The sequence below is a fragment of the Lutimaribacter pacificus genome (genome assembly GCF_900142185.1).
GTDB classification, from domain to species: Bacteria; Pseudomonadota; Alphaproteobacteria; order Rhodobacterales; family Rhodobacteraceae; genus Lutimaribacter; species Lutimaribacter pacificus.
On sequence record NZ_FQZZ01000009.1, the window covers coordinates 87,071 to 106,972 of the forward strand.

Annotated in this window: 18 protein-coding genes; 15 read left to right on the forward strand and 3 right to left on the reverse strand. The window is 65.6% G+C overall.

Translation table 11 applies throughout. From position 1 onward, the window contains the following. The first annotated feature begins 98 nt into the window (after window positions 1-98). Complete coding sequence (locus tag F3H87_RS18535; protein ID WP_149789390.1) at window positions 99-710, forward strand: TetR/AcrR family transcriptional regulator; 612 nt, start codon at window positions 99-101, stop codon at window positions 708-710. A 37-nt stretch (window positions 711-747) separates the two neighbouring features. Here F3H87_RS18535 and F3H87_RS18540 read toward each other — a convergent pair whose 3' ends face one another. Then, complete coding sequence (locus tag F3H87_RS18540; RefSeq protein WP_223228127.1) at window positions 748-1,470, reverse strand: TetR/AcrR family transcriptional regulator; 723 nt, start codon at window positions 1,468-1,470, stop codon at window positions 748-750. Window positions 1,471-1,557: 87 nt separating this feature from the next. On the opposite strand from F3H87_RS18540, the gene F3H87_RS18545 reads away from it, so the two are divergent. Next, on the forward strand, window positions 1,558-2,718 hold the full coding sequence (locus F3H87_RS18545) for an efflux RND transporter periplasmic adaptor subunit (protein ID WP_394852176.1): 1,161 nt from the start codon (window positions 1,558-1,560) through the stop codon (window positions 2,716-2,718). A gap of 22 nt (window positions 2,719-2,740) precedes the next feature. Next, window positions 2,741-5,884: an efflux RND transporter permease subunit gene (locus tag F3H87_RS18550; protein ID WP_149789391.1), complete on the forward strand. Its 3,144-nt coding sequence runs from the start codon at window positions 2,741-2,743 to the stop codon at window positions 5,882-5,884. 19 nt (window positions 5,885-5,903) lie between these two features. Here F3H87_RS18550 and F3H87_RS18555 read toward each other — a convergent pair whose 3' ends face one another. Next, entirely contained in the window at window positions 5,904-6,542 is a 639-nt protein-coding gene (locus F3H87_RS18555; protein ID WP_223228129.1) for a TetR/AcrR family transcriptional regulator, read from the reverse strand. A gap of 174 nt (window positions 6,543-6,716) precedes the next feature. Between F3H87_RS18555 and F3H87_RS18560 the strand changes: the two genes are divergently transcribed. The 7 genes from F3H87_RS18560 to F3H87_RS18590 are packed head-to-tail and all read left to right on the forward strand — an operon-like array spanning window position 6,717 to window position 14,133. Further along, on the forward strand, window positions 6,717-7,541 hold the full coding sequence (locus F3H87_RS18560) for an ABC transporter ATP-binding protein (RefSeq protein ID WP_149789392.1): 825 nt from the start codon (window positions 6,717-6,719) through the stop codon (window positions 7,539-7,541). Next, on the forward strand, window positions 7,538-8,419 hold the full coding sequence (locus F3H87_RS18565) for a branched-chain amino acid ABC transporter permease (RefSeq protein ID WP_149789393.1): 882 nt from the start codon (window positions 7,538-7,540) through the stop codon (window positions 8,417-8,419). The genes F3H87_RS18560 and F3H87_RS18565 overlap by 4 nt, the downstream gene beginning before the upstream one ends. Before the next feature lie 3 nt (window positions 8,420-8,422). Further along, window positions 8,423-9,466 carry a branched-chain amino acid ABC transporter permease gene (locus tag F3H87_RS18570; protein WP_149789394.1) on the forward strand — a complete coding sequence of 348 codons (1,044 nt, stop codon included), beginning with the start codon at window positions 8,423-8,425 and terminating at the stop codon, window positions 9,464-9,466. A gap of 34 nt (window positions 9,467-9,500) precedes the next feature. After that, the gene (locus tag F3H87_RS18575) at window positions 9,501-10,682 is read left to right on the forward strand and encodes an ABC transporter substrate-binding protein (protein ID WP_149789395.1); all 1,182 of its coding nucleotides are present in this window, start codon (window positions 9,501-9,503) and stop codon (window positions 10,680-10,682) included. Window positions 10,683-10,687: 5 nt separating this feature from the next. Beyond that, on the forward strand, window positions 10,688-11,497 hold the full coding sequence (locus F3H87_RS18580) for an ABC transporter ATP-binding protein (RefSeq protein WP_149789396.1): 810 nt from the start codon (window positions 10,688-10,690) through the stop codon (window positions 11,495-11,497). An 18-nt stretch (window positions 11,498-11,515) separates the two neighbouring features. Next, window positions 11,516-13,318 carry an AMP-dependent synthetase/ligase gene (locus tag F3H87_RS18585; RefSeq protein WP_149789397.1) on the forward strand — a complete coding sequence of 601 codons (1,803 nt, stop codon included), beginning with the start codon at window positions 11,516-11,518 and terminating at the stop codon, window positions 13,316-13,318. A gap of 17 nt (window positions 13,319-13,335) precedes the next feature. Then, the gene (locus F3H87_RS18590) at window positions 13,336-14,133 is read left to right on the forward strand and encodes an enoyl-CoA hydratase/isomerase family protein (RefSeq protein WP_149789398.1); all 798 of its coding nucleotides are present in this window, start codon (window positions 13,336-13,338) and stop codon (window positions 14,131-14,133) included. Window positions 14,134-14,143: 10 nt separating this feature from the next. Here the strand turns inward: F3H87_RS18590 and F3H87_RS18595 are convergent, their stop codons facing one another. Continuing rightward, window positions 14,144-15,127 carry a LysR family transcriptional regulator gene (locus F3H87_RS18595; protein WP_188129265.1) on the reverse strand — a complete coding sequence of 328 codons (984 nt, stop codon included), beginning with the start codon at window positions 15,125-15,127 and terminating at the stop codon, window positions 14,144-14,146. Between the two features lie 386 nt (window positions 15,128-15,513). Between F3H87_RS18595 and F3H87_RS18600 the strand changes: the two genes are divergently transcribed. From F3H87_RS18600 to F3H87_RS18620, 5 genes are all read left to right on the forward strand, one after another. Then, on the forward strand, window positions 15,514-16,281 hold the full coding sequence (locus tag F3H87_RS18600) for an SDR family NAD(P)-dependent oxidoreductase (RefSeq protein WP_149789400.1): 768 nt from the start codon (window positions 15,514-15,516) through the stop codon (window positions 16,279-16,281). 195 nt (window positions 16,282-16,476) lie between these two features. Beyond that, entirely contained in the window at window positions 16,477-17,994 is a 1,518-nt protein-coding gene (locus tag F3H87_RS18605; RefSeq protein ID WP_149789401.1) for a flavin-containing monooxygenase, read from the forward strand. A 105-nt stretch (window positions 17,995-18,099) separates the two neighbouring features. Continuing rightward, window positions 18,100-19,083, forward strand: coding sequence for a TRAP transporter substrate-binding protein (locus tag F3H87_RS18610; protein WP_149789402.1), 984 nt, complete (start codon window positions 18,100-18,102; stop codon window positions 19,081-19,083). Between the two features lie 26 nt (window positions 19,084-19,109). Continuing rightward, window positions 19,110-19,616 carry a TRAP transporter small permease gene (locus tag F3H87_RS18615; RefSeq protein ID WP_149789403.1) on the forward strand — a complete coding sequence of 169 codons (507 nt, stop codon included), beginning with the start codon at window positions 19,110-19,112 and terminating at the stop codon, window positions 19,614-19,616. Between the two features lie 14 nt (window positions 19,617-19,630). Then, a partial coding sequence (locus tag F3H87_RS18620) for a TRAP transporter large permease subunit (protein ID WP_149792011.1) occupies window positions 19,631-19,902 on the forward strand: 272 nt, incomplete at its 3' end.

Sequence of the window (19,902 nt, forward strand, 5' to 3'; positions counted from 1 at the left end):
GCGCGGCCTGAAAAGGGGCGATGGAACCGCCCCGCGATACCCCCCTGTTCCGGGCGGAAAGGCTTGCAACCCGCCCGTAACAAAGCCATGTGAGTGCCATGAACGAGATGCCCGCCAAACTGAAGGCCCGTGCCGAGCGCAAGACCGCCAAGCGGGAGGAAAAGAAACGCCAGATCGCGGAAAGCGCGATCGAGGCGCTGAAAGAGCTTGGCTATGCCAACACCTCGTTGCGCGACATCGCCGACAAGAGCGACATGTCGCTGGGGATGCTGCATTACTATTTCGACGACCGGACCGACCTGATCCTGTATTGCGTCTCGATCTACAAGGAACAGTTCGTGCGCGACATCTCGGACGCGCTGGACAGGGCCGAGGGCCGCGAGGCCGTGATAGACGCCTTTTCCGAGGCGCTGGTGGCCTCGATCGTCGATGACGAGATGATCCACCGGCTGTGGTACGATATCCGCACCCAGGCGATGTTCGATGCCGCCTTCCGGCCCGTCGTGGCGGAGATCGAGCAGAAACTGATCGGCATCGTGCGCAACGCGTTCCTCAAGGCCAATGGCGCCGAACCGGGGGATATCGCGCTCCAATACGCGCTGCTCGACGGGGTTTTCCGTTACCTCATGCAGGGCCAGATCGGCGCGAGCCCGAAACCCCGCGCGGACCTGGTGGCCACGTTCCGCACGCTGCTCGGGCAATTCCTGTGACCTGATGGCGGGCGCCGGGGCAGGGCGGTCGCCCGGCCTAATCGCCGCGCGGACGGACCCCGTTGAGGAAGATGTCGATCGCCCGGTCGCGGCGCGCGGCCTGTTCTTCCGGGTCGAGCAGGATGCGGTCAGGGTCCAGAAGGCAGGGGATGGTATTGCCGACCACCATGTCGACCAGCAGTTCGGCGGCGGCGGCTATCTCTTCCGGGACGATCTCGATCTCGCCTGATTCGGCGCTGCGGGCCAGTTCCTCGTGCAGCAGGTCGGCGACCTGGCCGGGGCCTTTGCGGCTCAGGCTGCGGCCGAGTTCGGGATAGTTGGGTGCCCCGGCGATCACCGCCCGCAGCATTTCCAGCGGGACAAAGGGGTTCTCGACCCGGGGGGTGAAGGTCAGCAGGATGCGCAACCGTTCCTCGAGCGATGCGCCCCGCTCGTCCGGGTCCAGCGGGCGGAACAGCGACTGGCTCATGCGTTTCAGCCCGGCGCCCAAAAGCTCCTCGCGGCTGCCATAGAGCGCGTAGAGCGTGCGTTTCGACATGCCCGCGCGCTTGGCGATATCGGCCATGGTCACATCGTCGGGGCCGCGTTCCGACAAGAGTTCGATGGCGCGGTCCAGCACCAGCGCCTCGCGTTCCGCGGGGTCCATCTGCACGGGCCTGCCGCGCCGGCGGGCCGCCCGCTCATCACATCCTGCCGGTTTGTTCGGCATCCCGATCTGCTCCTGCCCCGGTTTTCCCACGAAGGGGTCGGCCCGCAGCATATCCGAACTTTACAAAACTATCCAGTTTCCTTATTGCGGTCTCCAATCGCCCCGCCGGCCCGGCGGGTGTATTCTATTCTGCCGGAGATTTTCGTGCCGACATTCCGTCTTATCGCCCCGATCCTGGCCGCCGCGCTCGCTTTCACGGCGCCGGCCTCCCCCGCGACCGCCCAGCAGGCCCCGGGCGGCGAAGCCCCGCCCATGCCGGTCACCGTGGTGACGGTCGAGGCCAGCGACGTGCTGCTTACCTCCACGCTTCCGGGCCGGGTGGCCGCCTCGGGCCTGGCCGAGGTGCGCCCGCAGGTCAGCGGGATCGTCACCGAGCGGCTGTTCGAAGAGGGCAGGCCGGTCGAGGCGGGCGATCCGCTCTACCGTATCGACGCGGCCAGCTACGAGGCCGCGAAAGCGGCTGCCGAGGCCGGGCTGGCGCAGGCCGAGGCGCAACTGCGCGCGGCGCAACGCGAAGAGATGCGCCAGCAGGAGCTGCTGGACCGGAACGTGACAAGCCGGCAGGTGTTTGACGATGCGGTGGCCGCCCGCGACGTGGCCGCGGCCGCGGTGAAGGTGGCCGAGGCGCAGGTTCTGGCCGCCACGATCGACCTTGAGCGCACCACGATCCGCGCCCCGATCTCGGGCACGGTGGGGCTGAGCCAGACCACCCAGGGCGCGCTGGTGACCGCCGGGCAGTCCACGGCGCTGACGGTGATCCGCAAGCTCGACCCGGTGAATGTCGACGTGACGCAATCGGCCGCCGAGATCCTGCAGTGGCGCCGCACCGGGCAGCAGGTGGCCGAGGAAGAGGGCGTGACGGTGGCCCTGCGCCTGGCCGATGGCGGGCAATACGAGCACGAGGGCTTTCTTGCCGCCGCCGAACCGCATGTGAACGAACAGACCGGCGTGATCGTCCTGCGGCTGGAATTTCCCAACCCCGAAAGGTTCCTTCTGCCGGGCATGTACGTGCAGGTCGTCATGCCGCAGGGCGTGGTTCAGAACGCGATCCTCGCCCCGCAGGAAGGCGTGACGCGCGACCGCCGCGGCCGGCCCGTGGCGATGGTGGTGAACGAGGAAAACCAGGTCGAGATGCGGGAACTGACCGTGCAGCGCGACCAGGGCAACCAGTGGGTTGTGACCGAGGGGCTGACCCCCGGCGACCGTATCATCGTGGCCGGGCTGCAGAAGGTGGCGCCCGGCATGGTCGTCAAACCCGAGGAACGCGGGGCCGCCGAGGCCGCGCCGACCGGAAACTGAGCGCGAACCCGGGAGTCCGCCAATGGCCCGCTTTTTCATCGACCGGCCCGTCTTTGCCTGGGTGATCTCGATCCTCATCATGGGGGTCGGTCTGCTGTCGATCTTCACGCTGCCGATCGCGCAGTATCCGCAGATCGCGCCGCCCTCGGTGCGCATCAGCGCGCAATATCCCGGCGCCTCGGCCGAAACCGTGGCCAATACCGTGACCCAGATCGTCGAACAGCAGATGACCGGGCTGGACGGCATGCGCTACATGTCGTCCTCTTCGACATCGGCGGGCACGACGAACATAACCCTGACATTCGAGGCGGGCACCGACCCGGACGTGGCGCAGGTCCAGGTGCAGAACAAGCTGGCACAGGCGACGCCGCTCTTGCCGGAAACCGTGCAGCGGCTGGGCGTGCGGGTGCAGAAGGCGTCGTCGTCCTTCTTCATGGTGATCGCGCTGATCTCCGAGGACGGCCGGCTCGACCAGGCCGACCTGTCGGATTACCTGAACTCGAACATGGTGGACGAGTTCAGCCGGATCGAGGGCGTGGGCGGCGCGCAGGTTTTCGGCGCGCAATACGCGATGCGGATCTGGCTCGACCCGTCCAAGCTGGCGGCGTTCGAGATGACGCCGTCGGACGTCGTGAACGCCGTGTCGGCGCAGAACGCGCAGATTTCGGCCGGCTCCTTCGGATCGCTGCCCGCCCCCGAGGGCCAGCAGCTTAACGCCACGATCACCGCGCAATCCCTGCTGCGGACGCCCGAGGATTTCCGCAATATCGTGCTGCGCGCGGAAACCGATGGCGGCCTTGTGCTGCTGCAGGACGTGGCGCGGATCGAGATCGGCGCCGAGAACTATGCCACCATCGCGCGGTTCAACGGGCAGGCCTCGTCGGGGATGGCGCTGAACCTCGCCTCGGGGGCCAATGCGCTGGACACCGCCGAGCGGGTGAAGGAGCGGCTCGAGGAATACCAGCAATATTTCCCCGAGGGCGTAAGCTATGTCATTCCCTACGACACCACGCCCTTCATCGAAATCTCGATCCACGAGGTGCAGAAGACCCTGTTCGAGGCGATCGGGCTGGTGTTCCTGGTCATGCTGCTGTTCCTGCAGAACTTCCGCGCCACGCTGATCCCGACCCTTGCGGTGCCGGTCGTCATCCTGGGCACCTTTGCGATCCTGTCGCTGGCCGGGTTCACCATCAACACGCTGACCATGCTGGCGATGGTGCTGGCCATCGGCCTTCTGGTGGACGACGCCATCGTGGTGGTCGAAAACGTCGAGCGGATCATGGAGGAAGAGGGCCTGCCCCCGCGCGAGGCCACGCGCAAGTCGATGGGGCAGATCACCGGCGCGCTGATCGGTATCGCGCTGGTGCTGTCGGCGGTGTTCGTGCCGATGGCGTTCTTCGGCGGTTCGACCGGCGTGATCTATCGCCAGTTCTCGATCACCATCGTGTCGGCCATGGCGCTTTCGGTGCTGGTGGCGCTGACGCTGACGCCGGCGCTGTGCGCCACGATCCTGAAAGCCAAGGATGCCCATCACACCCGCCGCGGGCCGCTGGGCTGGTTCAACATCGGCTTCGACAAGGTGACCGGCGGCTATGCCGCGACGGTGGGGTATATCATCCGCCGCTCGGTCCGTATGCTCGTCCTCTATGGCGTGATGGGCTATGGCATGGTGTTCCTGTTCAACAACACGCCGACCGGCTTCCTGCCCGCCGAGGACCAGGGCATCCTGATGACCCTGATCCAGGCCCCGACCGGGGCCACGGCCGAGCGCACGCAGGCGGTGGTCAACGAGGTCGAGGATTACTTCAACGGTGCCGAGGCCGATAACGTGCAATCCACCTTCGGCGTTGTCGGATTCAGTTTCGCGGGGCAGGGGCAGAACATGGGGCTGGCCTTTATCCGCATGAAGGACTGGGAGGAGCGGCCGTTGCCGTCGCAATCCGTGCAGGCGGTGGCCGAACGCGCCTTTCCGGCCTTCATGGGCATCCGCGACGCGATGGTGTTTCCCATCGTGCCGCCCTCGGTGATCGAGCTGGGCAATATCTCGGGGTTCGATTTCTACCTCCAGGCCCAGGGCGGGCAGACGCATGAGCAGCTTCTGGAGGCGCGCAACCAGCTTCTCGGGCTGGCGGCGCAAAGCCCGCTCATCGCCTCGGCCCGGCCTTCGGGGCTGGAGGATGCGGCGCAGTTCAAGCTGGATATCGACTGGCGCGCCGCCGGGGCCGTGGGGGTGACGCCCGCCAATGTCGGCACGACGCTCAACATCGCCTGGGCGGGTGCCTATGTAAACGACTTCAACGACAACGGCCGGATCAAGCGCGTCTACGTGCAGGGCGAGCCCGACAGCCGGGCAACGCCCTCGGACCTTCAGAAATGGCGGGTCCGCAATGCCAGTGGCGAACTGGTGCCCTTTGCCAATTTCACCACCGAAAGCTGGGAATACGGCGCGCAGGGCATTTCCCGCTACAACGGGGTTCCGGCGATGCAGATCCAGGGCTCGCCCGCGCCAGGCGTGACCACCGGCGAGGCCATCGCCGAGATCGAGCGCCTGGTGGCCGAATTGCCGCCCGGCTACAGCGCCGCCTGGACCGGCCTGTCGCTTGAGGAACTCGAATCCGGCGGCTCGGCCTTCATGCTCTACGCGCTTTCGCTGGCGGCCATCTTCCTGTGCCTCGCGGCGCTTTACGAAAGCTGGGCGATCCCCTTCTCGGTCATGCTGGCGATGCCGATCGGCGTGCTGGGCACGATGGGCGCGGCCTATTTCCTTGGCTTCGAGAACGGGGTGTTCTTCCAGGTCGGGCTGCTGACGGTGATCGGGCTGACCGGCAAGAACGCGATCCTGATCGTGGAATTCGCGCGCGAACGGTTCGAAGCGGGCGAAGACCTGTATTCCTCGGTGCGCGAGGCCGCCCGGCAGCGGTTCCGCCCGATCATCATGACGTCGCTGGCCTTTACGCTGGGGGTGGTGCCGCTGGCGCTGTCCACCGGCGCGGGTGCGGGCGGGCGCACGGCGGTGGGCTCGGCGGTGCTGGGTGGCACCATCACCGGCACGGTGCTGGGGGTGATCTTCGTGCCGCTGTTCTTCGTGCTGGTGGCGCGGATCTTCAGCCGCAAGCGGGTGCGGGACCAGGCCGGCGCCCCGGCGCCCAAGAGCGCCACCGCCTGACCGGGCCGCCGCCGGGCCGTCAGCGGCCCGGTGCCTCCTGCCGGGGCAGCACGCCCGACATCAGCTGCGCCACGGTCGCCTCGGCGACCTCTTCGCGCGACATCGGGCCCTCGGGAGTGAACCACCGCGCGATCCAGTTCAGCGCCCCGGCCATGGTGAACGAGATGATCCGCTCGTCCCCCTGCGCGATCGTGCCGTCGGCGATGCCGTCGCGGATCACCTGGCGCATGGTCTGGTCGATCTCGCGCTTGAGCGCGCGGAACCGCGCCCGCGATTTCGGGGACAGTTCGTGATCCGCGGTGCGGGTGATGCAGATGCAGAAATCCTGCGTCATGCAGATCGCGTAATCATAGGCCAGCGAGCGCAGCCTTTCGATGCCGGTGCCGCCCTGCGCCTCGACCCGTTCGGCGGCGGCGCGGATCGCCTCGAGCCCCTGCTTGACGCAATCGAACAGGATCTCGTCCTTGCTTTTGAAATAATGATAGATCGTCGGCTTGGTCACGTTCAGCGCCTCGGCCACGTCGTCGAGCGATGTCGCGTGAAACCCCTTCTGGTTGAAGAACCGCACCGCCGTCGTCAGCACCGCCTCGCGCTTGAGGGCGCGTTGCCGCGCGCGGTCGGCCTTTCCCGGCCATGGTGACGAAACGTTATTCTGCAAATTGTCCGCCACGGGCCCGTTTGTCCGACATTTCCTCTTGCGTCATCAATTTACCCATGAGTAACATTCCGGTCAACCGGGGGGTAATCCCGGGCAACGAGGGGGAGGATCGGTGTTGACCAACGGGGGCTTGACCCGGATGCCGGGTGCGACCACCATGCAGGCCATGGGGGTATGCGCATGAGTGATGCGGCCGCGCTGAAGGTTGCGGGCGTGACGCTGTCTTTCGGCGGGGTCAAGGCGCTGCGCGATGTGTCGTTCGAGGCGAAGGCCGGGTCGATCACGGCGGTGATCGGGCCGAACGGCGCCGGCAAGACATCGGTGTTCAACTGCATTTCCGGGTTTTACCGGCCGTCGTCGGGGCAGGTTCTGCTGGACGGGCAGGATATCAGCGCGCTGCGCCCGCCAAGGCGCGCGGCGCTGGGGATCGCGCGGTCGTTCCAGAATATCGCGCTGTTCCGCGGCATGACCGTTCTGGACAACATCAAGCTGGGCCGCCACGCCCATATGAAGACGAACCTGCTGCAGGCGATGCTCTATTCCGGCGCCGCCGCGCGCGAGGAAGAGGCGCTGCGCCGCGATGTCGAAGAGCGCATCATCGACTTCCTGGAAATCGACCATATCCGCAACATGCCGGTTTCGGTCCTGTCCTACGGGTTGCAGAAGCGGGTGGAACTGGCCCGCGCGCTGGCGATGCAGCCGCGTATCCTGCTGCTGGACGAACCGGTGGCGGGCATGAACCGCGAAGAGACCGAGGACATGGCCCGCTTCATCCTGGACGTCAAGGAAGAGTGGGGCGTCACCATCCTGATGGTCGAACACGATATGGGCCTGATCATGGATATCTCGGATCACGTGACGGTGCTGAATTTCGGCGAGGTGATCGCCGAGGGCCTGCCGGCCGAGGTGCAGGCCGATCCGCATGTCGCCGAGGCGTATCTGGGCAGCGGCGATCCCGCCGCCCTGATGAAGCGATTGCACGAGGAGGCGGAGCATTGAGCGACTGGCTGTTCTTTATCGAGGTGTCGCTGGCCGGGCTTGGCTCGGGCGCGCTGCTGTCTCTGACGGCGCTGGCCTTTGTCCTGATCTACAAGGCGACGCAGGTCGTGAACCTTGCCGTGGGCGAGATCCTGATGCTGGGCGGCTATCTGTTCTTCGCCTTCGCCGCCGGCATGGGGCTGTCGCCCTGGGTGGCGATCCCGCTGGCGGTGATCGGCGGCGGCATCGTGGGCGGCATCGTCGAACGCGGCATCATCCGCCCGATGCTGGGCGAGGCCGCGATCTCGGTCTTCATGGTGACGGTCGGCCTCGGCTCGGTGCTGGTCGGGCTGGTCGAGCTGATCTGGGGCACCGATCCGCGCAGCCTGCCGAATTTCATCGCCACCGCGCCGCTGTTCCTGGGCGAGGCTTACGTGTCGCGCAAGATCGCCGTGGCCTTCGTGGTGGCGGGCATTGTCGTGACCGTCTTCCTGGTCCTGTTCCGGTTCTGGCGGGGCGGCGTCGCGCTGCGCGCCACGGCGACCGACCAGGCGGCGGCCTATTCCTGCGGCATCAACGTGCCGGGCGTGTTCTCGCTGGCGTGGATCATCGGCTGCGCCACCGCCGCCGGGGCCGGCGTTCTGCTGGGCGCGATCAGCGGCATTTCCCCCACGATGGGCATTTTCGGCCTGTCCGCGCTGGTCGTGGTGATCGTGGGCGGGCTCGATTCGATCCTGGGCGCGCTGGTCGGCGGGCTGGCACTGGGGCTGATCCAGTCCTGGACGGGCACCTACCTGGGCGGCGAATATACCAGCGTCGTCACCTTCAGCCTGCTGATCGTCGCGCTGATGATCCGGCCCTACGGCCTGTTCGGCACCCATGAAATCGAAAGGCTGTAAGCGATGATCATCGGCACGGCGAAAGAAAGCTATCGCGCCGACGAGGCGCTGCTGACCACGAAACCGCAAAGGGTCTGGATGGCGATCTTCCTGGCCTTCCTGGTGATCGTGCCGTTCTCGGTGAACGATTACTGGCTCTACATGGTCTGCCTGATGACGATCAACGTGGTCGCCGCGACCGGGCTGAACATCCTGACCGGGTTCACCGGGCAGGTCAGCCTGGGGCAGGCGGCCTTCATGGCGGTGGGCGCCTATACCGTCGCCTGGATGGAGCGCGACCTGGGCACGCCCTTTCTTGTCAACCTCGTGGGGGCGGGGCTGGCGGCGGCGGCCCTGGGCATCGTGGTGGGCATCCCCAGCCTGCGGGTCAAGGGGCTGTACCTGGCCATCGCCACGATCGCGGCCTCGTTCATCCTGCATTTCGTCTTCGTGCACTGGGAAAGCGTGACCGGCGGCAACACGGGCATCAACGTCGCCCCGGCCAGGATACCGGGGATGGAACTGACCACCTATTTCCAGCTTTACTGGGTGATCATGCCGGTCACGATCATCATGGTGGTGGCGGCGGCGAATATCTTTCGCACCCGGATCGGGCGGGCCTTCATCGCCATCCGCGACCGCGATATCTCGGCCGAGGTGCTGGGCATCCCGCTGCTGCAATACAAGCTGATGAGCTTTGCCATCGCGTCGTTCTATGCCGGGGTCGCGGGCGGGATGTGGGCCTATTTCTTTCGCGTGGTGACGCCGGAAAGCTTCCCCTTCATGATGTCGATCTTTCTGCTGGCGGCGATCATCGTGGGCGGCATGGGCACGATCCTCGGCGGTGTGGTGGGCGCGGTGTTCATGACCATCACGCCGGAGCTGCTGCGCTTCGTGGTGGAATGGGTCAGCCCGTGGGTGCCCAATGCCGGAACGCTTCTGTCGCCGGTGCGCACGATCGTCTTCGGCGGTCTCATCATCGGTTTTCTGGTCTTCGAGCCGCAGGGGCTGGCCGAGATCATACAAAGGGTGCGCCGGTTCTTCCGGCTGTGGCCCTTCAGAACCTGACGACAACACGTCGCAAACCCAGGGAGGAACTAAAATGTTCAAAACGACCAGACGTACAATGATGGGCCTGATGGCCGGGGCGGCAAGCCTTGCCATCGGTGTGGGCGCGGCCCGCGCGCAGGACGGCGATATCGTCATCGGCGGTTCGCTTCCGATGACCGGGGTCTTCGGATTTGCCGGTGTCGCCGTCGAGGCAGGGATGCAGGATTACATCAAGATCGTGAACGATCAGGGCGGGATCGGCGGGCGCAACCTGCGTCTTGCCTACGAGGATACCGCCTACAAGGTCGATCAGTCGGTGGCGGTGTTCAACAAGCTGACCAGCCAGGACGAGATCCACCTCTATTACGGCGACTCGACCGGCTTCGCCAAGACCATCGCCCCGGAACTGGCCCGCTCGGGCGAGATGATCATGGGCGGCGCGTCCTTCGCAAGCGAGCTGAACGACCCCGAAGCATACCCTTATATCTTCATGGCGGGCCCGGATTATTCCGAGATGTTCGGCATCCTTCTGGAATATATCGCGCAGGAAACGCCGGGCGCGCGCCTGGTGCTGGTGAACTCGGACACCGAATTCGGCCGCGACCCGATCGAAAGCACCCGCGCCAAGGCCGCCGAGCTGGGGCTTGAGATCGTCGAGGAAATCATCACCGCGCCCGGTTCGGTCGACGTGTCCACCGAGGTGCTGAAACTGCGCCGCGCGCGCCCGGATTACACGCTGTTCCACGGCTATGTCCTGTCGCCGCTGCCTGAATTCATGAGCCAGGCGAAACAGCTCGGGCTTGAGACCAAGTTCATGGGCACGTTCTGGTCGATGGACAGCTCGCTCTGGGAAGGCGTGGGCGAGGCTGCCGACGGCTTCATGGGTGTGATGCCCTATCGGTATTACTACGACGATGCCGAGAATGCCCCGATGATGGAAACCATCCGCGAGATGCGCCCCGACTATCAGGCCACCGGCTATATGCAGGGCTTCCTGTCGGCCATGCTGATGGCGGAATCCGCGCGTCGCGTCCTTGACAATGGCGAAGAGCTGAACGGCAAGACCCTCAAGGCCGCCATGAACACGATCGAGGATTTCGACACCGGCGGGATCATGGGCGTGCCGATCTCGGTTCCCGGCAACTCGGTGCCCGTCGGGCGTGTCTACCAGTTCGATGCATCGGCCGGCCGCATGGTGGCGGTGTCGGACTGGATCAGCCTCGACAAGGAGTAAGCCACGTGACCGGGGACACCATTCTGGACGTCGAGAATATCGAGCTTGTCTATAACAAGTCCGTTCAGGTTCTCAGGGGCTTGTCCCTGAAGGTGCCTCGCGGTCAGGTCGTCACTCTTCTCGGCTCCAACGGGGCCGGGAAGTCATCCACCCTCAAGGCGGTATCGCGCCTGCTGTCGCTGGAAAACGGCGAGGTAACGGCAGGGCGTATCCGCTTCGACGGGCAGGACACCCGCGGGATGGAGCCGCACGCGCTGGTGCGCAAGGGGCTGTTTCACGTCATGGAGGGGCGGCGCGTTTTCGAGGATCTGACGGTCGAGGAAAACCTGACCGCCGCCACCTTCGCCCTGTCTGGGCGGGGGGTGAAACGCACCTCTTTCGACATGGTCTATGACTATTTCCCGCGCCTGTACGAAAGGCGCCAGTCCCGCGCCGGGTACCTGTCCGGCGGGGAACAGCAGATGCTGGCCATCGGCCGCGCGCTGATCGCGCAGCCCTCGCTGATCCTGCTGGACGAGCCGTCGCTGGGCCTGTCGCCGCTGCTGGTCGAAGAGATCTTTACCATCATCGGCCGGATCAACCGCCAGACCGGCGTGTCGATGCTGCTGGTCGAACAGAACGCGGCGGTTGCCTTTGCCATCGCGCATTACGGCTACATCATGGAAAACGGCAAGATCCAGCTCGACGGCCCGTCCGAGCGGCTGATGGCCGACCAGGACGTGCGCGAGTTCTACCTTGGCCAGTCCGATGGCGAAAAATCGCGCAGCTACCGCGAAATCAAGCATTACAAGCGTCGCAAGCGCTGGCTGTCCTGAGACCGGAGAGATGCAGGCATGACACCGGACTATCCAGATTACACGCTGCCGCAGATGCTGCGCCAGAACGCGCAGGCCCATCCCGCGCGCACGGCGATCCGGCAAAAGGATTACGGCATCTGGCAGGTCACCACCTGGCAGGGATATTACGACCGCGCGCGCGACGTCGCCGCCGGGCTGCGCCGTCTGGGCCTGCCCGAGGGCGGGCACATGGCCGTCCTGTCCGAGAACCGGATCGAATGGGTGCTGGCGCAGATGGGGGCGGGCTGTTGCGGTGCGATCACCGTGGGCGTCTACCCGACCAGCCCCGCCGCCGAGGTGGCCTATGTGCTGGAACATTCCGACGCCGAGATCGTGATCTGCGAGGATCAGGAACAGGTCGACAAGGTGCTGGAAGTGCGCGACAGCCTGCCGCGCCTGGCCCGCATCGTGGTGATCGAAACCAAGGGAATGCGCAGCTATCCCGGCGAGTTTGTCACCTCTTTCGCGCAGCTCGAGGCCGAAGGCCGCGCCGCCGGGGACGAGGGGCATCGCATGGTCGAGGAGGTGCTGGGGCGCCAGACCCTCGATGATATCGCGCTGATGATCTATACCTCGGGCTCGACCGGCAAGCCCAAGGGCGCGATGCTGACCTATCGCAACCTGCGCGCGCAGGCGGTGGCGGTCACCGAACGGCTGGGGCTGACGGCGGCGGATTCGCACCTGTCCTACCTGCCGCTCTGCCACGTGGCCGAGCAGATGACGACGGTCATGGCGCCGCTTTACAACGGCAGCCTGGTGAATTTCGGCGAGTCGCTGCGCACCGTCCAGGAAGACCTGCGCGAACTTGCCCCCTCGATGTTCCTGGGCGTGCCGCGGATCTGGGAAAAGCTGCATTCCGCCATCCATATTCGGATGCTCGAGGCAGGGGGATATCGCAAGGCGCTCTATGACCGGGCGATGCGGGCGTGCGAGCCGCTGGCGACGGTGCCGCGGGCGCAACGGACGCTGGGGCAGAAACTGACCTTCGCCTTCTGGTACTGGCTGGTGTTCCGCGCGCTGCAGAACTTTATCGGGCTGCGGCGCACGCGGATCGCGATGACGGGCGCGGCGCCGATCTCGCCCAGTATCGTGGCATTTTTCCGCACCATTGGCGTGCCGCTGATCGAGGTCTACGGCGCCACCGAAACATCGGGCGTGGTGCTGGGGCAGCGCCTGTCCCATCTCGATCCCGGCAGCGTGGGCGAGGTGGTGGTGAACGCCGACGTGCGCCTGGGCGAGGCCGATGAGCTGCTGGTCAGGGGCGATATCGTCTTTGCCGGCTACTACAAGAACGACGAGGCCACCAAAAGCACCATCCGCGACGGCTGGCTGCATACCGGGGATGTCGTCGATGTCCGCGACGGGCAATACCGTGTCGTCGACCGCCTCAAGGACATCATGATCACCGCGGGGGGCAAGAACCTCAGCCCTTCCGAGATCGAGAACACGGTCAAGGGCAGCCCCTTCATCAAGGAATGCATCGCCATCGGCGAGCGGCGCAAATTCGTGGCCGCGCTGATCCAGATCGACTTTGAAACCGTCGGCAAATGGGCCGAGGAACAGGGCATTCCCTACACCAATTTTCGCAACCTGTCGGAAAACCCCGCGGTGCGCGACCTGGTCGCCGCCGAGATCGACCGCGCCAACAGCAGCCTTGCCAATGTCGCGCGCATCCGCAAGTTCCACCTGCTGACCAAGGAACTGGATCACGACGATGACGAGGTGACGGCCACGATGAAGGTGCGCCGCGCCAATATCGCGCAGAAATACGCAGGCGATATCGAGGCGTTGTATGCCTGAGCACGAAAGGAAAGCCCATGTCTGACAACCAGGTGCTGCTGGAGATTGCCGACGGTATCGCGCGGATCACCCTGAACCGTCCCGACAAGGGCAATGCGCTGGGGCAGGCGATGGCCGACGCGCTGCTGGCGATCGCGGGGCAGGTGGCCGACGATCCGGCGGTGCGCGTGGTCGTGCTGACCGGCGCCGGGCGGATGTTCTGCGTGGGCGGCGACATAACCGAATTCCTGTCCGGGGGCGACGATCCGACCGTCGGAATGACGCGTCTGGCGGGCACCTTGCACAAGGCCCTCAACCGCTTTGCGGCGATGCCGAAACCGCTGGTCACGCTGGTGAACGGCCCGGCCGCCGGCGCGGGGATGAGCATGGCGATCGCCGGCGATATCGCGCTTGCCGCGCCGGGTGCCTATTTCACATGCGCCTACGGCAAGATCGGGCTGACCCCGGATGGCGGCATGACATGGACGCTGCCGCGCCTGGTGGGGATGCGCCGCGCGCAGGATCTGCTTGTCACCAGCCGCCGCGTGCCCGCGCCCGAGGCGGCAGAGATCGGGCTGATCACACGGACCGTCGCCGAAGGGGCGCTGGAGGACGAGGGCATGGCGCTGGCCCGCGACCTGGCGAACGGCGCGGTGGCGGCGATGGGGCAGGCGCGGGGGCTGCTGCACGAGGCGTTCCTAAGCACCTTCGCCGACCAGATGGACCGCGAGGTGCAGAATATCGTGGATGCCGCAGGACGCCCCGAGGGCCGCGAGGGGATCGCCGCGTTCCTGGCCGGCCGCGCGCCCGATTTCCGGGGCACCCCCTCGGGCTGAGTCCGCAGGCTCAGCCGGCGCTGCGGTCGAGCGTCTTTCGCGTGAAGTAATCGCGGATTTCGCCGACAAGGCGATTTTGCAGGTTCGAGAATATCTTGGTCTTCCTGCGGATCAGGTACAGCGGCACGTTGATCGGCGCGTCCGCGATCTCGACCATGCGCAGCGTGCCGGCGGCGATATCCGCCTCGATCGAGCTTTCCAGGATGATGCTCACGGCCCTGTCCGCCCGAACGGCCTGCAGGATGGCCTCGGGGTGGCCGAATTCCAGCACGATGTTGCGCCGCACGATGCCGTAGGAGCGCAGGATATCGTCTTCGACGTCGCGCGCGATATAGCCGGCGGGCGGGGTGACGAATGGCAGCGTGGCCAGTTGCGGCGGCGTGACCCGGCTGCCCACAAGCGTCGAGTCCGGCGCCGCGACCAACCGCAGCGGTTCGGTATAAAGATGCTCGAATTCGAGGTCCTCGAACGGCTGGTCCTTGTCCAGGATGGTGACGGCGAAATCGGATTCGCCAAGGCGCACGGCCTCCATGGCGACGCGGGGATTGGACGTGTTGACCCGTATCCGCGCCCCCGCGAACCGCCTCTGGAAATCAATCACGATCCCCGGCAGCACGTAGGTGCCCACGACCATCGAGGATGAAATCCAGGCCGCGCCGACCTCGCCTGCCTTGAGATGCTGCAGCTCGCGGGCGATCTCGGTGCTGCCCACGACCATGCTGTTGGCCCAGCGATAGACCCTCTTGCCGGCCTCGGTCAGTTCGACCGACCGCCCGACGCGGTTGATCAGCTTGGTTTCGAACTTTTCCTCAAGGCTCCTGACATGCGCCGTCACTGCGGGCTGGGCGATGCCAAGCTGTTTCGCGGCTTTCGTGACGCTGGACAGCTGCGCGACGGTGCGGAACACCTCGACCTTGTGGAGCGTGACGTGGCCCATCCGTGCCCGGATGCTGGTGTCGAAGGGGGTGGGGTCCGTTTTCTTTGAGCCGGTCATCTGCTTCTGGTCTGTCCCGGCGCGCGAACGCATCGCTTGCCACTGCACGAAGGCGCCATGCCTGCCCCGGTCACGGCGCGCGCGCGCCCCGGGTGTTTCGTCTGACCGGGTCAGGTTGGGCCGCAACCGCCCCCGCTGTCAAGGCCGCGGGTGTCCGGCAGGGCGGTTGCGATGCCGGACGCGGTGCGGTGAGGGACAGCCTGAAGATGTATAAGGCCATCGTTATGAAAAGTTTACAAAGACATATTTGACGTTCTTTTGTAGATATCTAAGACTGAACTACATACTGCGGAGGAGAAGCTTGGGAGGGCTTGCAGGGTGCGTATTCAGCATTATTCGCCGGCGTGGTGCCGTGACCGGAACGTGGCTGCCGGGATTGGCCGGGCATGACCGGGTTTCTTGATTTCTCCGGGAAGGTCGCGCTTGTCACCGGTGCCGGGCAGGGGCTCGGCCGGGCCTACAGCAGGGAATTCGCCCGCTTCGGGGCGGCCGTGGTGGTGGCCGACATCGCCGCCGACAACGCCGAAAGCGTGGCACAGGAAGTCCGCGACGCGGGCGGGCAGGCCATCGCGGTGGCCGTCGACGTCGCGTCGGAGGACTCGGTCGCCGCGATGTACGAGAGGGTCGAACAGGAGTTCGGCCGCCTCGACATCCTGATCAACAATGCGGCGCTTTTTTCGACGCTTAAGATGCGGCCTTTCGAGGATATTCCGACATCCGAGTGGCGCAAGGTGATGGATGTCAACGTCACCGGCGTCATGCTGACCACGCGCGGCGCGCTGCCGCTGATGCGGAAGAACAAGTGGGGCCGCATCGTCAATATCTCGTCGGCGGCATGGGCGATGGGGCGGCCCCATTACCTGCATTACACGACAAGCAAGGCGGCGCTGGTGGGGATGACCCGCTCGGTCGCGCGCGAGCTGGGCCCCGACGGCATCACCGTCAACTGCCTGCTGCCGGGCGCGACCCATACCGAGGTGTCCCGCGAAACCGTCAGCCCGGCCCAGATGGAGGCGTTCCTGCAGATGCGGTCCATTCCGCGCCTGGAAACCGCCGAGGATTTGTGCGGCGCGGTGCTGTTCTTTTCCAGCGAGGCCAGCAGCTTCATCACCGGGCAGACGCTGACCGTCGATGGCGGGTTGAGCTACGACTGACCGACCCTGCGCGCCGGCCGGCAATGCCGTGGCGCGCGGGAACTGCAAGGACAAGCGGCGGCGCGGGGCCATGCAATCGCATTCCGCGGCGCCGCGACAAGGGAGGAGCATTACGATGAAAGCAATTGCAGGTCACACGACCGCCCGGGGCAGGGATGCCGCCGTTGCGGCGCAAGCCGAGGGGCATGTCGGACAATGAACGTGATCAACCGGGAAACGACACCCGATCCGCAAGGGATGCTCGATGTGCTTGTCATCGGCGCCGGGCTGGGCGGCGTGGGCGCGGCGGCGCAGCTTATCGAAGGCGGGTGCAGCAATATCGTGGTGATCGAGGCGGCCGACGAGGTCGGCGGCGTCTGGCGCCAGCACCGTTATCCGAACGTGGCCTGCGACACGCCCATCGACCTTTACGCCTACAGCTTCTACCCCGGCAACAAGTGGTCGACCAATTTCGCACCGGGCAATGAAATCCGGGCCTACCTTCACGAGCTGTCCGACCGTTTCGGCGTGACGCCGAAGATCGCCTTCAACACCCGCATCGACACGGCCGAGTGGGACGAGGCAGCTGCCTGCTGGCATGTCACCAGCACGGACGGCCGGTCGTGGAGCGCGCGTTACCTGATCTGGTCGGGGGGGCTGTTCTCGCAGCCGACGCTGCCCAGGATCGAGGGGCTTGAAGGTTTCACTGGCGAGTCGATCCACACGTCGGACTGGCATGACGGGATCGACCTTAAGGGCAAGCGTGTTGCCCTTGTCGGGGGCGGCGCGACCTCGATCCAGGTCGTGCCCTACGCCGCTGAACTGGCGGACAAGCTTTATGTCTTCGTGCGCACGCCGTCCTATGTCCTGCCGCGGCCGGATATCTCGTTCGCCGATCAGGACCGCAACAGCCCGGAATTCGCCGAGCAGCAACACGCGCGCCGCATGGAGTGGTTCGAACGTTTCGAGGTGATTGCGAAATCGCGCTTTCCCATGAACAGCGAGATCATCGCCGAGCAGGAGGCGGTCTGGCAGGAACTGTTCGACGAACAGGTCACGGACCCGCATGCCCGCGAGGTGCTGACGCCGAAGTACCGTTTCGGTTGCAAGCGGCCGCTGTTCAGCACCGATTACTATCCCGCCATCGGCCGCGACAACGTCGAACTGATCGGGCGCGGCGTGTCCGGCCTGTCGGGCGATTGCATCGTCGATGTCGAAGGCGACCGTTACCCGGTCGACATGGTGATCTGGGCGACCGGGTTCGAACCGGCCAACATGCTGGGCAACCTGGTGGTCAAGGGCCGCGACGACCGCGTGCTTGCCGAGGAGTGGCACGAGGTGCCGCATGCCTATTTCGGCACCATGGTCGACGGGTTCCCCAATTTCTTCATGATCTGCGGGCCGAACGGCGGCGGCGCCTCGGTGACCGACATGGTCGAGGCGCAGACCGGCTTCATCCTCGATGCGATGGCCGGCGTGCAGGCGCAGGGCGCGGATGTGGTGGAGGTCGACGCCGACGCCTATCGCCTGTTCAACGAGGATATCCAGGCGCGCGCCGATGCCAGCGTGATGGTGCAGGGCAACTGCATTTCCTACTACCGCGTCGGTGGCGACGGCAAGGTCTTTACCCACTGGCCCGACACGATCGAGGCGTTCCGGCGCCGGGTCAGGGACGAGGCGCTTGCGGGTGTGATCTATCGAACGTCCGAAGGCGCGGACCGTGCCCCGGCCTGAGGCCGGGCAGGGCATCATGTACCGGGGGCATGGCATGACGTGACCCCCGGCCAGAGTACCAGTTCCGGGCCCGTTCGCCCGATTTCACCAAGGGAGGAAGCAACCATGAAGAGATACACACTGAGTTCGCTGCTGGCGATGTGCCTTGCGACAAGCGCAATCGGCGAGGAGTTCCCGTATTCGCTGCCGTTCAACGCCGCGAACGAGTTTTCGCAGATCGGCGTCGAATGGTCCGAAGCCGTGTCCGAGGCGACCGATGGCGAGATCCATTTCCAGCCCGATTTCAACGCCGCGCTGGTCTCGATCCCCGAGGCGCTGGATGCGGTGGGCAGCGGCGTGGTCCCGGCCGCGCAGGCGGTGGTGTCCGCGATGGCGGGTGTCATCCCGGCCTTCGCCGCGATCGAGATGGGCGACGGCGTGCCGACCGACAATCCCCCGACCGAGGACGCCATGGCCGAGATCTTTCCCCAGATCGAAGCCCTGCTTGCCCAGCATGACGTCAAGGCGCTGTGGATGATCCCGGCCTTCGGCGGCGGTATCGCCTGCCGCGACGGGTTCCTTGAAACCGTGGACGACTGGAACGGCAAGAAGATCCGCGCCGCCGGCCGCTGGCAGGCCAAGCAGGTCGAGGCCGCGGGCGGCACGCCCATCGCGCTGCCGGCGTCGGATATCTACACCGCGCTGCAGAACGGCACGGTCGATTGCGCCCTGACGGTGCCCACGATCTTCCTGGCCAGCTCGATGTACGAGGTCGCCCCGTATTTCTCGGGCTACGATTTCACCGGCAACGGGCTGATCACCATCGTCGGCAACGACGTCTGGGAAGGGCTGACCGACGAACAGCGCGAAACCGTCGGCCAGATCTCGAAAGAGATGACCTCCAAGGGCACCAAGCGCCTGCGCGAAATCAATGCCGCGGCCATCGCCCAGATCGACGAAAAGGCGCAGCGTTACATGATGACGCCCGAGGCGCGGAACGGGCTGGCGCGTGCCTGGGACCCCGTGTTCGAGGAGTTGCTGGGCACCGTTACGGACGAAACCGGTAAAAGCCTGGTCTCGAAACTGTACTCCTACCGGACGCAACAGTGAGTGCCCAGCTAAGCACAGACGGTCCGATGGCGGCGATTTCGCTTTTCAGGCGCGTGGTAGAGGGGGTGAACGCCCTCTTTACCGCCATCGCCTGTGTGCTGGTCGCCGCGATCGGCATCATCGTGGTCTGGGCGACTCTGGCGCGCAGCTTCGGCACGCCGGTGATCTGGGCGCATGACTATGCCCAGATCGCCTTTGTCTACGTGGTGTTCCTGTCGCTTGCGCCGGCGCTTCAGGCCGGGCAGCACGTGACGGTCGAGCTGTTCGAGGGGCTGGTGCCACGGGTGTTCAGGAAGTACCTGGATCATGTGGCCGCCATCGCCTGCATCGTGTTCGGCGCGGTCTTCTTCTGGTATCTCTGGCAGCTTACGGCGCGGTCCTTCGGGGATAATCGCCTGGCGAATGCGGTCGTCGTCGTCCAGCTGAAATGGATACAGGTCATCGGGCCGGTCGGGGTTCTCCAGTTCGTGCTGACCGCCCTGCTGCGGCTTGCCGAGGCGCAGCAGCGCCTGCGGGCGCGGCCAACGGAATAAGGTAAGGGACAATCATGGACGCATCCTTGTGGTTCGCCGCGTTTATCGGCGCACTCACGCTCCTGCTGGCGCTGCGCATTCCTGTCGCGGTCAGCATGGGGCTTATCGGCATCGCGGGCACGGCGGTTTTCGTGTCGCCCCGCGCGGTGGTGCAGATCGCCAATATTGCCTATTCGCAAACCTGGAGCTTCGTCCTCGTCATCGTGCCGCTGTTCGTCCTGATGGGCGAGGTGATCGCGATATCCGGGCTGGGGGCGGCGCTGTTCCGGGCCGCCGCGATCTGGCT